The 12,238-nt window shown below is 71.0% G+C and carries 11 protein-coding genes and 1 pseudogene; 3 read left to right on the forward strand and 9 right to left on the reverse strand.

Going from position 1 to position 12,238, the window contains the following annotated elements:
- From HZ992_RS00005 to HZ992_RS00055, 8 genes and pseudogenes are all read right to left on the reverse strand, one after another.
- The coding region (locus HZ992_RS00005; protein WP_209387308.1) for an FAD-linked oxidase C-terminal domain-containing protein at window positions 1-1,424 on the reverse strand (1,424 nt) is incomplete at its 3' end.
- A 113-nt stretch (window positions 1,425-1,537) separates the two neighbouring features.
- Window positions 1,538-3,256 (reverse strand): annotated as a pseudogene (locus tag HZ992_RS25610) (L-lactate permease); the annotation flags it as partial.
- Window positions 3,257-3,367: 111 nt separating this feature from the next.
- A complete protein-coding gene (locus HZ992_RS00030) occupies window positions 3,368-4,285 on the reverse strand; it encodes a LysR substrate-binding domain-containing protein (RefSeq protein WP_209384647.1) in 918 nt (305 codons plus the stop codon).
- Window position 4,286: 1 nt separating this feature from the next.
- Window positions 4,287-4,853, reverse strand: a complete 567-nt coding sequence (locus HZ992_RS00035; protein ID WP_209384648.1) for a GNAT family N-acetyltransferase — start codon at window positions 4,851-4,853, stop codon at window positions 4,287-4,289.
- Complete coding sequence (locus HZ992_RS00040) at window positions 4,850-6,058, reverse strand: FIST signal transduction protein (protein WP_209384649.1); 1,209 nt, start codon at window positions 6,056-6,058, stop codon at window positions 4,850-4,852. The genes HZ992_RS00035 and HZ992_RS00040 overlap by 4 nt, the downstream gene beginning before the upstream one ends.
- Before the next feature lie 24 nt (window positions 6,059-6,082).
- The gene (locus tag HZ992_RS00045; RefSeq protein WP_209384650.1) at window positions 6,083-6,748 is read right to left on the reverse strand and encodes a PhaM family polyhydroxyalkanoate granule multifunctional regulatory protein; all 666 of its coding nucleotides are present in this window, start codon (window positions 6,746-6,748) and stop codon (window positions 6,083-6,085) included.
- Window positions 6,749-6,830: 82 nt separating this feature from the next.
- A complete protein-coding gene (locus HZ992_RS00050) occupies window positions 6,831-8,648 on the reverse strand; it encodes a TraB/GumN family protein (protein ID WP_209384651.1) in 1,818 nt (605 codons plus the stop codon).
- A gap of 9 nt (window positions 8,649-8,657) precedes the next feature.
- Window positions 8,658-9,155 carry a retropepsin-like aspartic protease family protein gene (locus HZ992_RS00055; RefSeq protein WP_209384652.1) on the reverse strand — a complete coding sequence of 166 codons (498 nt, stop codon included), beginning with the start codon at window positions 9,153-9,155 and terminating at the stop codon, window positions 8,658-8,660.
- A gap of 36 nt (window positions 9,156-9,191) precedes the next feature.
- Here HZ992_RS00055 and HZ992_RS00060 point away from each other — a divergent pair, with 36 nt between their 5' ends.
- Window positions 9,192-9,605, forward strand: coding sequence for a VOC family protein (locus HZ992_RS00060; RefSeq protein ID WP_209384653.1), 414 nt, complete (start codon window positions 9,192-9,194; stop codon window positions 9,603-9,605).
- Between the two features lie 5 nt (window positions 9,606-9,610).
- Here the strand turns inward: HZ992_RS00060 and HZ992_RS00065 are convergent, their stop codons facing one another.
- A complete protein-coding gene (locus HZ992_RS00065; protein ID WP_209384654.1) occupies window positions 9,611-10,597 on the reverse strand; it encodes a fumarylacetoacetate hydrolase family protein in 987 nt (328 codons plus the stop codon).
- Between the two features lie 41 nt (window positions 10,598-10,638).
- Between HZ992_RS00065 and HZ992_RS00070 the strand changes: the two genes are divergently transcribed.
- Window positions 10,639-11,760 (forward strand): DUF3108 domain-containing protein, encoded by a 1,122-nt coding sequence (locus HZ992_RS00070; protein ID WP_209384655.1) that lies wholly within the window; start codon window positions 10,639-10,641, stop codon window positions 11,758-11,760.
- Window positions 11,761-11,844: 84 nt separating this feature from the next.
- Window positions 11,845-12,129, forward strand: coding sequence for a BTH_I0359 family protein (locus HZ992_RS00075; protein ID WP_209384656.1), 285 nt, complete (start codon window positions 11,845-11,847; stop codon window positions 12,127-12,129).
- The last annotated feature ends 109 nt before the right edge of the window (window positions 12,130-12,238 follow it).

Genomic DNA, 12,238 nt, shown 5'->3' on the forward strand with positions numbered 1-12,238 from the left:
CCGTATTCGGCACAGCGGTGCAGCGTCGGGATCACCTTGCCCGGGTTGAGCAGTTCCTTCGGATCGAAGGCCCGCTTGAGCGAGAGCATCTGCTCGCGCTCGGCCGGCGCGAACTGCACGCACATCGAGCTGAGCTTCTCGACGCCCACGCCGTGCTCGCCGGTCACCGTGCCGCCCATGCGCACGCTGGTCTCCAGGATGTCGGCGCCGAACAGCTCGCAGCGGTGCATCTGGTCGGGGTCGTTGGCATCGAACAGGATCAGCGGGTGCAGGTTGCCGTCGCCGGCGTGGAACACGTTGGCGCAGCGCAGCTGGTACTTCTTCTCCATCTCCTGGATGGCCAGCAGGATGTCGGCCAGGCGCTTGCGCGGGATGGTCGAGTCCATGCACATGTAGTCGGGGCTGATGCGGCCCGAGGCCGGGAAGGCGTTCTTGCGCCCGCTCCAGAAGCGCAGCCGCTGCGCCTCGTCCTCGCTGACCGAGATGGCGGTGGCGCCGCAGCGCTGCAGCACCTCGACCATGCGGCCGATCTCTTCGTCCACCTCTTCGGGCGTGCCGTCGCTCTCGCACAGCAGGATGGCCTCGGCGTCGAGGTCGTAGCCGGCGTGCACGTAATCCTCGACGGCCGCGGTCATCGGCTTGTCCATCATCTCCAGCCCCGCCGGGATGATGCCGGCGGCGATCACGCTGGCCACCGCGTCGCCGGCCTTTCGCATGTCGTCGAAGCTGGCCATGATGCAGCGCGCCAGCAGCGGCTTGGGCACCAGCTTCACCGTCACCTCGGTGGTCACGGCGAGCATGCCCTCGCTGCCCACCAGCACGCCCATCAGGTCCAGCCCGGCGGCGTCGAGCGCCTCGGAGCCGAACTCGACCGCCTCGCCCTCGACGGTGAAACCGCGCACGCGCAGCACGTTGTGCAGCGTCAGGCCGTATTTCAGGCAGTGCACGCCGCCGGAGTTCTCGGCCACGTTGCCACCGATGGTGCAGGCGATCTGGCTCGACGGATCGGGCGCGTAGTACAGGCCCAGCGGTGCGACCGCTTCGCTGATGGCGAGGTTGCGCACGCCGCACTGCACGCGCGCCGTGCGCGAGGCGCGGTCGATCGAGACGATCTTGTTGAACTTGGCCAGGCTCATCGTCACGCCCAGCTTGTGTGGCAGTGCGCCACCCGAGAGCCCGGTGCCGGCGCCGCGCGCCACCACCGGCACGTTCAGGCGGTGGCAGGTGCGCAGCACGGCAGCGACCTGCTCCTCGGTCTCGGGCAGCGCCACGGCCAGCGGCTGCGCGCGGTAGGCCGTCAGGCCGTCGCACTCGTAGGGGACGGTGTCCTCGCTGTGCCACAGCAGCGCATGCGAAGGCAGCACGGCCGAGAGTTCACCCACCACCTCGGCGCGGCGTGTCTTGCGGTCGGCCGACGCGCCCAGCGTGGAGGGCGTACCGGTCTCGAAGCTCGAAGGGCATTCGGCAGCTCTCGTTGCGTTTCACAATGGTCAAACGCGCACAGCCAACGCCCCCCCCCCCCCCACACCCACCACAACCCACACACCATCAGCGTGAACGGCCAGACGCACGCCTGCAGCGTCACGTACAGGCCGACCAGGCAAACCAGCGCGATCGAATGGAAACACGTAGCGCAGGATGTCGCCTTCGTGGTTGAACCAGCGCGTGGCGGTGGAGCCACGACGATCGACTGCGCGTCGTCATCTTGCCCATCACCGCCGAGCATTCGCCGCGCCCATCAGGTTCAGGCCGAGCTGCTCGGCCACCCCATCTGCATGCCGCCGAAGAGCACGTGCTGCCCGTGTCCGGCAGTCAGGGCCACGCCCAGCCAGCCCATCAGGGTGCCGAAGAAGGGATAGAACACGCCGGTGTTGGCGAAGGCCAGGCCGAGCGTGGTGTCGGTGCCCGAGTAGCGCGTCAGCGTGCCCAGCGCGAGCATCAGCACGATGGTCAGCAGCGAATAGCGCACCAGCCAGATCGTGCGCACGAAGGTGCTCACGAGCTGCAGCGGGATGTGCTTCATCACCAGCCCGCCGACGATGGCCGACAGCAGGATGCCCGTGCCGGTGGCCGACAGCAGGTTGAGCACGTACACCGCGGCCTCCTTGTGCGGCGCCTTCACCACCGGCGGCATCTTCTCGATCGGGTTGTGCAGCCCGCCGATCGGGAGAGGCCGGCGCTGGCGTCACTGCGCGAGCCGGAGCCTTGACCGGCGAAGCAGAACCCCAGATGAAAACGAACTTGCACGGTGAGGGATGGCCCACGGCGTCCAGGCGCGAGGATCACGTCGGCGCGCGGGTTAGCTCCGTCGGTGCCGAAATGTCATCGCATGGCCTTCGCCGCCGTCGCTTCTCAGTGGCGCTTCCAGCGACACCGGAAAGCTCCAGATCGTCTTCGGCTGCCAGCAGACCTTCAGGAAGCTCACCAGCGAGATCATCGACACACCACGGCGGCGATCCACGTCACACCAGCTCCGGGCCGTCGTGGTGCGACACCGGGAACTGCGACACCGCGAAGCTCGCGCCCGTCACCAGGATGGCCGGCCAGATCTCCCACATCGCCTTTACGCGGCCGGCGGCGAAGGCCAAGATCAGCCAGAACGGCACCAGCAGCGAGAACAGCGGCAGCTGCCGGCCGATCATCGCGGGCCGGCGCCATCAGGTCGTAGCCGTGCACCTTGGCCAGCGTGATCACCGGCGTGCCCAGCGCGCGCCGTAAGGCCACCAGCGCCGTGTTGGCGATCAGCGAGCAGGCCCGAGGCGGCCAGCGGCTGAGAAGCCCAGGCCACCGTGAGGATCGCCCGCCGTCACCACCGCCACCGGCGTGCCGAAGCCGGCCGCCCCCTCGAAGAAGGCGCCGAGGCGAGGCGATGAGCAGCTTCAGCTGCAGCCGGCGGTCACTGCGCAGATGCCGGCGATGAGTCCTGCAGGATCTTGAAGGCTGCCTGCCGTTCTGCTCCGGTCAGCTGGTGCGGGAAGATGATGTTCAGCACGATCCAGCCGATCGGCGGCAGCCCGGTCAGCCCGCCGTAGAGGCCGCGTTGCGCCATCGAGGCCACGGCATGCCGCCCGTAGGCGAACACCGCGATGAAAGCCAGCGCCGCCGCACCAGGCCGAGGCCCGCCGCGATGTGTAGGCCTTGAGGTGCCGAAACGAAACCCCAGCACGAGCATCACCACCACCGGCACCGCGCCGAGCGGGGTGGAAATGAACGCATGTTGCCAGAACGGGTCGTAGACCTGTTGCTGCCAGACCATGGTTTGTCTCGAAGTTTGAAAATCGTCCGGAGCGCATGCAGGAAAGCCGGCCCGGTGTGCGCGCGCGACTTTAGGTTTTGACCCATGGCGAAGGCTGCGTGAGAAGAATCTTCACGCGCCGCGCGTGAGCGTTTTCAGCCCTCGGCAGTTCAAGCTGCAGAGGCGCAGCCAGTCGGCGAAGGCGGCGCATTCCCAGCGCTGCATGGCGCCGGGCTTCCAGCACAGGAAGTGGTGGTGCGGCGAGGCCACCGAGCGTGGCGACAGGCGCACCAGGCGGCCGCTGTCGAGCCATTCATGTCCGAGCTTGAGGCGCAGCAAGGTGATGCCGAAGCCGGCCGCCGCCGCGTCGAGCATCAGGCCGACGTCGTTGAACTGCGCGCCTTCGCGCGGCTCGGGCAGCGCGATGCCGCAGGCAGCGAACCAGGTGTTCCACGGCTCCAGCGGGCTGCGGATCAGGCGGGCGCGGCCCACCTGCTCGAGCGTGTCGAAGCCCTCGAAGGGCCCGGCCTCGTGCAGGTATTCGGGGCTGCAGGCCGGCACGATCTGGTCGACGAGGATGCGCTCCTGCTCGACGCCCGCGTAGGGCCCGCTGCCGTAGCGGATCTCGAGGTCCGCGTCTTCGGCCTTGGTGTCCATCAGCGGGATGGAGACCTGCAGGATCAGCTCGACGTCCGGGTAGGCGTGGCGGAACAGCGCCAGCCGCGGCATCAGCATCTGGCGCGAGAAGGTCGGCGTGACCGCCAGGCGCAGCCGGGTCGTGCCGCTGCCGGCCCCGGGGCCCGGTACCTGCTGCAAGGCCTGGAGGCCCTGGCGCACCTGGACGAGGTAGGCGGCACCTTCCGCGCTGAGCGCGAAATCGCCGCGCGCGAACAGCTTCACGCCGAGCTGCGACTCGAGCTGGCGCATGCGGTGGCTCACCGCGCTGGGCGTGACGTTCAGCTCGGCGGCCGCCAGCGTGACGCTGCGCAGCCGCGCCAGCGCCTCGAAGCTCATCAGGCAGTGGATCGGCGGGATGCGCGGCGGCGCCATGTCAGGGAATCTCGGCCGCCGCGTGGTCCGGCGCGTCGATCGCGTACAGCACGTGGCGGCGCAGCCGGTGGCCGACCGCAAAGCGCGGATGGTCGAACTCGCCTCTCGGCGTCAAGCCGATGCGCTGCATCACCGCCTGCGAGGCCCGGTTGGCCGGCACGGTGAACGACACCACCTGCGGCAGGTGCAGGTGTGCGAAGGCATGGCGCAGCGCCAGCGTGGCCGCCTCGGTGGCGTAGCCGTGGCCCCAGGCGGCGCGGGCCAGCCGCCAGCCGATCTCGTGCGGGTGCGGCGCGATGCCGGGCACGCCGATCTCGAACGGCACCTGCGCGCTCAGCCCCACGAAGCCGGCGAAGCCGATCGCGGGTACGTCCAGCGCCCACAGGCCGAAGCCGTGTCGATCGAAGTGCTCGCGGATGCGCGCCGCCATGGCATCGCTGTCCTCGCGGCTCAGGCGGCCGCTGAGGTGCTGCATGACCTCGGGGTCGTCGTTGAGGGCGGCGAAGGGGGCGAGATCGTCGTCGCGCCAGGGGCGCAACGTGACGCGCTCGCCGTGAAGCACCGTCATCGGGTGCCGGTGAACACCGTCAGCACGCCGGTGTAGCCATAGACGTGGTGGCGGGCGATCTCGCCGGCGGCGAAGAAGCCGACCAGCGGCACGTCGCCCAGCGCCCGCCGCACGATGGCCAGCTCGGCCGACGGCGCGCCGAAATGCGGCCCGCCGCGGCCGGAGCAGCTGACATACACCGCTCCGGCGATGGCGGCGGCACCGGGTTCCGCGGCGGCGGCGTCCGCCACGCCGGCGGCCAGCGGCATCTCCTCGGGCTCGAGCTCCTCGCGGATCTCGGCGCAGATGCGCACCAGGTCGCGCTTCGCCGCCTCGGTGTTGCGCTGGCAGAAGGCCAGCTGCAGGCCCTCGGGCGCGGTGTCGCCGATGGCGATGCCGCGGCGCGCCGGGTCCAGCCCGATCAGGTGGCGCACGCGCGTGTCGGGGCCGAAGGCGCCGCGGTGCGCGGCGCTCACGCCGTCGGCGCGCTCGGCCGGGTCGGACAGGCCGACCAGCGTCTGGCGGATCTGTGGCAGGGCCTCGCGCGGTTCGCGCCCGGCCAGGCCCAGGTCGGCGAGCAGGCAGTCGAGCGCGCCTTCGCCGTCCAGCGTGGTGATGACGTTGTTGGTGGAGCTGGTCACCGTGCGCAGCCGGCCCACCGGCTGGCAGCCCTGCGTGACACGCGACACCAGGGCCGTGCCGGCCGCGAAGGCCACGCCCGACAGGCCACCCTGCAGCACCGTGTCGGCAATGTGCAGCGTGCGGCTGCGCGCCGAGGCGAGGCCGCCGAACAGGTAGCCGGTGGCGGTGCGGTCGCTCATGTCGGCCACCAGCTCGGCCAGGTCCTGCGTGTTCGGGTCGGCGTGAACCTGCGCGGAGTGCGCGGCGAAGCCGGCCAGCGGCGTGGCGCCCGAGAAGACGCGGAACTGCGCTCGCGGCAGCTCGGCGAGCATCACCGACAGCGCCGGCTCGTCGAAGTACTCCACGCCGCAGGCCGCCACGCCGATGCCCACCGCGCCGACCCAGGCCACGCCGGGCCAGTGCTGCTTCAGCTCGGCGAGCAGCGCCTCGGCCTGCGCGGCGTAGTGGTCGGTGAGGTAGACCCAGCCGAGCGTCGGCTCGTACGGGGCGCGCTCGCGCTGCTGTGCCTGCAGCTGCGGCTGCACCATCGCCAGCGCGTAGCGCCAGTCGGGGTGCGTGGCATGGGCCTGCAGGAAGGTCTTCATCGACGCGTTACCGCTTGACTCGCATCAAGGCGCGCCCTTCTTGCGCGAGATCGACTTGCGCGTCGCGGTGCGCGCCGCCGCGCCGGCGCCGCGGGCCACCTTGCCGGGCACCGACGCGGCCTTCTTCATCGTCTGGCTGGCCGCGTCGAAACTCTGCTTGACCATCGTGCCGGCCAGGTTCTTGGCGGCGTCGGTGGCGCTGTCCTTCATCGCCGTGGCCGCCAGCTGGGTGAACTGCTTGGTCAGCGCACCCCACCATTGCATCGGGTCGACCGCCTGCGGTGTCTGTGCGGACGCAGCGGCCGACTTGCGTGGCGCTGCCTTCGCCTTGCGCGGCGCGGCATCGGGCTCGGGTTCGCCCAGGGGCGCTTCGGCGGCCGCCGGCGTGGGCACGCGCAGCGTCAGCGATTCGCGCAGGTCGTCCATCTGCACGTTCATCGTCTTCAGCGTCGACAGCGTCATGCGCTGCACCTCCAGCGCCTGGATGGTGGCGCCGAGCATGCGGGCGTTCTGCTCCAGCCAGAACTGCACCGTGCGCAGCTCCTCGATGCGCTTTTCCAGCTCCTCGGGGTTCAGCGTCGGCGCCACCCACTGCCCGATGTTGGGCAGCGCGGAGCCGGCGTTCTTGACCAGGCCCTGCAGGAAGTCGAAACCGGGAACGAGCTTGGTGAAGGCGGCGGCATCGGCCATGGAGTCTCCTTTGTCGGTGGTGTTGTTCTGGCACGGCGTGCCCGATCCATTGTGCCCCTGCCGCGTGCTGGTTGGCACACCTTCAGCGCGACAGCTCCAGCAGCCGTGCGAGCCGGGCGTCGTCGGGGCGGTCGGCCGACTCGTCGCGCGACAGCAGCGCATGCGCCTGCGCGAAGTAGGGCTTCGCCTGGTCGGCCTGGCCGAGCGCCAGCAGGTTCTCGGCGATTTCTTCCGGCACGAAGCCGTCGGTCGCGCCGGCGGCGGCGAGCTCCCGCTCCAGTTCGCGCAGCTGGCCGAGCGCCTCGTCGTGGCGGCGCAGCGCGCGCAGCTCCCGTGCCACCATCCAGCGTGCCTCGCGCTGCCGGCTCGCCGCGGCGCCGTCGCGCTGGCGTGCGGCCAGCGCATCGCGGAAGGCCTGCAGCGCTTCGCCGTGGCGGCCCGCCTCGTGCAAGGCGTAGCCGATGTTGTGGGAGAGCGATGCCTCCCAGCGCTGCGCCTGGGGGTCGCGCGACTCGCGGGCCGCGGCCAGCGCACGGCGGTTCCAGTCGAGCTGCAAGTCCGGCGTGGTCTCGACCAGCGCGACCATGTGCATCGCGTCGACGTGCAGGTAGTCCAGCCCGGCAGCGCGCGCCTGCTGCACCGCCTGCAGGAACAGCGGCCGCGCCTTGGCCGGCTCGCGCGCCGAACGCCAGGTGCGGCCGCGTTCGAGCAGCGAGCGCACACGCGGCTCGGCGCCGGTGCCGGCCAGTTCGGCGTCGACGCCGTCGAGCAGCTGGTGCGCCTGCGCGAACTGGCCGCGCAGGCTGTGCGTGCGGGCGATCTGCGTGCGCAGCGAGAGCCCCACCTCGTGCGAGGCATCGCCCAGTCGCTCGCGAAAGCGCGCCTCGGAAGCCGCCGGGTCGGCGAAGTCCCACAGCGCGAGCAGGTCCGGCGCGGGCGATTCGAGCACGACGCGCTCGACGCGGTAGCCGCGCTGCGCCATCAGCGCCGGCAACCCGCGCGGGCCGGTCATGTGCAGGCTGCCGACCGCCGCGAAGACGCGCTTGCCGCCGCGGTGCAGTGCGTCGATGCGGGTGGCCAGCGCCGGGTTGCGCCCTTCCAGCAGCCGGCGCATCGCGGCGGCCTCGGCGGGCGTGCGCTGGCACTCGCACCATTCCTCGTAGCGTGCCAGCCGGGCGTGGTCACCGGCGGCCCACAGTTGCGCGATGTGGGCGAGCATCAGCTGTGCGCGGCCGCTGTCGAGCTCGTCGAGCGTGCTGCCCACCAGCTCCATCGCTTCGGCGCGGTTGCGGGCGGCCAGCGCGCGCAGCTGCTCGTCGACCGTCTCCAGCGAGACCACCGGCTTGCCTTCGCGGCGCGCCAGGTTGGACAGGAACAGATCGACGCCGAAGCCCGGCTCCAGGCCGCTGCGGCGGCCGGCCAGCATCGACAGCGTGGCGATCTGGAACTCCGGCTTCATGCCGGAGAGCTGGTCCGGCTCCACGCACTCAGCCCGCGCCCGCCGGGCCAGCCGTTGCTGCAGCGAGGCCGGCAGCGCGTCGCCCGCCCTGGCGGCCACGCCGGCGGCCATGCGGCGCTGGATGTCGGGGTCGAGCAGATCGAGCTCCAGCGCCACGGTGGCGCTGGCGGACAGCGCCTCTCGCACCCGCGGGCCGGGGAACATCCAGGGCAGGCGGGCCACGTGCACGGTGCCGTAGAGGTAGGACTCCAGACCGTCTTTCTGAATGCGCCACAGGAAGCCGCGGTCGCGCGCCTGGGCCATGCCGGCGCGGATCTCCTCGGCGCCGGGTGGTGCGGGTGGCGCCGGGCAGTCGGTGGCGGGCGCCTGGGCGAAGGCGCCGAACGACAACGCCAGGGACAGCAGCGCGAGCCCGCGACGGAAGAATCGAAGCCAGCTCATGGGTGCAGCTTAGCGCGTGCCCAGCGAGCGCAGGTCGATGCGCAGCACGCCGTCGCCCTGCTGCCATTTCAGCTTGCCCAGCACGTCCATGCCCAGCAGCGGTCGGTCGCTCAGACCCTGCAGCGCCACCACCGGCAGTCGATCCGCGCGGAAGCCGCCGCGCAAGGTGATGTCGGCACGCACCACCTCGCCGGTGACCACGCCGCCGGCGGTGCTGGACTGCACGGTGTCGATCGCGCGCAGCCCGAGATCACGCGCCAGTGATGCCGAGATGGCGGTGCCGGTGGCGCCGGTGTCGACCAGGAAGTCGACCTCGCGGCCCTCGATGGAGCCGGGCCAGTGGTAGTGGCCGTCGGGCCCGCGGCGGATCTCGATGACGTCGTCGCCGCTGGTGAAGCGTGCCTGCTGGGCCCGGTGCTGCCACCACTGCACGCCCAGGAACAACACCACGCCCGCCAGCAGCCAGACGGTGACGACCTTGAAGGTGCGTGGCAGTTCGGCGCTCATGGTCTTACGATGCCACGAAAACCAAGGCCGTCCGCGATGAAAGCCCTCTTCCACCTCGCCTACCACGTCACGGATCTGGCCGCCGCGCGCGCCTTCTACGGCGGCGTGCTCGGTTGCCGCGAGGGTCGCAGCACCGACACCTGGGTCGATTTCGACTTCTTCGGCCACCAGCTCTCGCTGCACCTGGGCGAGCCGTTCCGCACCACCGACACCGGCCACGTCGGCGACAAGCTGGTGCCGATGCCGCACCTGGGCCTGGTGCTGCAGCGCGACGACTGGCAGGCGCTGGCGAAGCGGCTGACGGACGCCGGCACTGCCTTCGTGCTCGAGCCGCAGTTGCGCTTCGCCGGATTGCCCGGCGAGCAGTGGACGATGTTCTTCCGCGACCCCAGCGGCAACCCGATCGAGGTCAAGGGTTTCGAGTCGCTGCAGACGATCTACGACGCCTGAGGCGCTCAGGTCTGCAGCGGCGCCACGCGCTGGTCGATGGCGCCGAACACGCTGGTGCCGTCCGTGCCCTTCATCTCGATGCGGATGCGGTCGCCGTAGCGCATGAACTCGGTCTTCGGCGCGCCCGACTCGATGGTCTCGATCGCGCGCTTCTCGGCGATGCAGCTGTAGCCGCGCGACCAGTCCTTGTTGCTGACCGTGCCGCTGCCCACGATGCTGCCGGCGCGCGCGTTGCGCGTCTTGCAGAGGTGCGCGATCAGCTGGCCGAAGTGGAAGGTCATCTCGTCGCCGGCGTCGCACAGGCCGACGCGCTTGCCGTTCCACACCGACTCCAGGTTCAGGTGCACCCGGCCGCCCTTCCAGGCGCCGCCGAGTTCGTCGGGCGTCACCGCCACCGGGCTGAAGGCGGTGGCCGGCTTGCTCTGGAAGAAGCCGAATCCCTTGGCCAGCTCGGCCGGGATCAGGTGGCGCAGGCTCACGTCGTTGGCCAGCATGAGCAATCGGATGCCTTCGAGCGCCTCGTCCGGCGAGCTGCCCATGGCCACGTCGCCGGTGACCACCGCCACCTCGGCCTCGAAATCGATGCCGAATTCCTCGCTCGCGCAGACGATGTCGTCGGTGGGGCCGAGGAAGTCGTCGCTGCCGCCCTGGTACATCAGCGGGTCGGTGTAGAAGCTCTCGGGCACTTCCGCGCCGCGCGCCTTGCGCACCAGTTCCACGTGGTTGATGAAGGCCGAGCCGTCGGCCCACTGGAAGGCGCGCGGCAATGGCGCGGCACATTGCGCCGGCTCGAACGGGAAGGCGTGGCGCGCCTTGCCGTGGTTGAGCGTCTGGTACAGGTCTTCGAGCTGCGGCGAGAGGAAGTTCCAGTCGTCCAGCACCTGCTGGAGCCGGGTGGCGATGCCGCTGGCATAGTGCGCGGTCGAGAGATCGCGCGAGACGACGACCAGTTGGCCGTCGCGCGATCCGTCCTTGTAGGTGGCGAGTTTCATGCGGGATGCGGTGATTCGGGTGTCGAAGGAGGCGATTGTCGATGCTGTCGGCCGGTAGCGACCCGCGCCGCAATCGTGCGTTCGCCGCACTGGCCGCGCTGACGCTGCTCGTGCACGTGCTGCTGCTGCGTGGCGTGGACCTGTCGCCGCCTGCGCCGGGAGCCGCCACCAGCGGCGCAGTGGTGCAACTGCGCACCATCGCCGCGCCGGTGCCGGCCGAGCCGGAGCCGCCGCCGGTGGCCGTGGCCACGCCGGCACCGCCCCGGCCCGCGCGCCCGCCGGCGCGGCCTGTCGCGGTGCCATTGGCGTCGCCGGCTCTGCGCGGCGACGACCCGTCGGCGCGGCCTGCGCCGCCCGCCGAGCCGGAGCTGAGCCCGCCGCCGCTGGAAAGCGCTGCCGCGGCGCCGATGCCCGAGGCCTCGCAGGTGGCGGCTGCGGATCTGCCGGTGGCCGCCACGCCCGCTTCGGCCCCTGCGTCGGCTCCCGCGGCGGCCGGCGAGGGGGCGCCGCCGCCGCTGTATGCCACGCAGCTGCCGCCGTCGGCCACGCTGCGCTACGAGCTGCGGCGCGGCCGCCTCACCGGCAGCGGCGACCTGCGCTGGCAGGCCGAGGCCGGCCGCTACGCACTGCGCCTGGAAGGCTCGGTGGTCGGGCTGAACGTGCTCACTCAGGTCAGCGAGGGCGTGCTCGATGCTCATGGCCTCGCGCCGACGCGCTTCACCGACCAGCGAGCGCGCCGCGCCGCGGTGGCCGCCAACTTCGAACGCGAGGCTGGGCGCATCCGATTCTCCGGGCCGTCGACCGAGGTGCCCTGGCAGCCTGGCGTGCAGGACCGATTGAGCTGGATGATCCAGCTCGCCGCCGTGGCAGCGGCCGATCCGGCCCTGCTCGCCGAGGGCCAGCGCATCACGCTGCAGGTGGTCGGCGCGCGCGGCGACGCCTCGAGCTGGTCGTTCCGCAGCCTGGGCAAGGAGTCGCTCACCACCTTTGGCACGGCGGTCGATACCGTGCACCTCCTGCGCGAGCCGCGCTCGCCCTACGACACGCGCGTCGAGGTCTGGCTCGATCCGGCCCGCCACCACCTGCCGATCCGTGCCACCCTGGGCACCGCCGATGAGGACCGTCTGGAACTGCGCCTGCGCGAACTCCTCCCCGGCGGCTGACCCCCCGGCTCGCAGGGGCATCGGTGCACCGCGGGCTTGAAACTTGCGTTGAAGGACTCACGTGCTGGTTCAGGAGAGTCCCTCATGCAGATGCTCTACAACTCGGACAGTTTCGCGGTGGTGCAGTTCGACGTGCCCGGCACGACGGAGGACATGGTCGCGCCCGCACCGCACGAACCTTTGACGCGCGGCGGCTACGAGATCGTCGACAAGTTCGCGCGCAAGGAGATCTTCATCCAGGGCGCGCTCGCCGAAACCTTCAAGCAGGGCGTGCAGGCGCTGATCGAGACCGACCCTTCCGAAGAGGAGATGGACGCGTACATCGAGCGCTACGCCGCGATGTCGCAGCAGCCCCTGGTGCTGCACTGATCCCTTTCTGAGCGGCACGCGTCCGCGCGGGCGCGTGACCTTCGCCACGCCATTCGTCGGCCTTCGGTCGACGCGGCGAGCCCTCCTGCGTTATGGTCTGCGGGCCCCG

The sequence above is a fragment of the Rhizobacter sp. AJA081-3 genome (assembly GCF_017795745.1).
In the GTDB taxonomy this organism is placed as follows: Bacteria; Pseudomonadota; Gammaproteobacteria; order Burkholderiales; family Burkholderiaceae_C; genus Piscinibacter.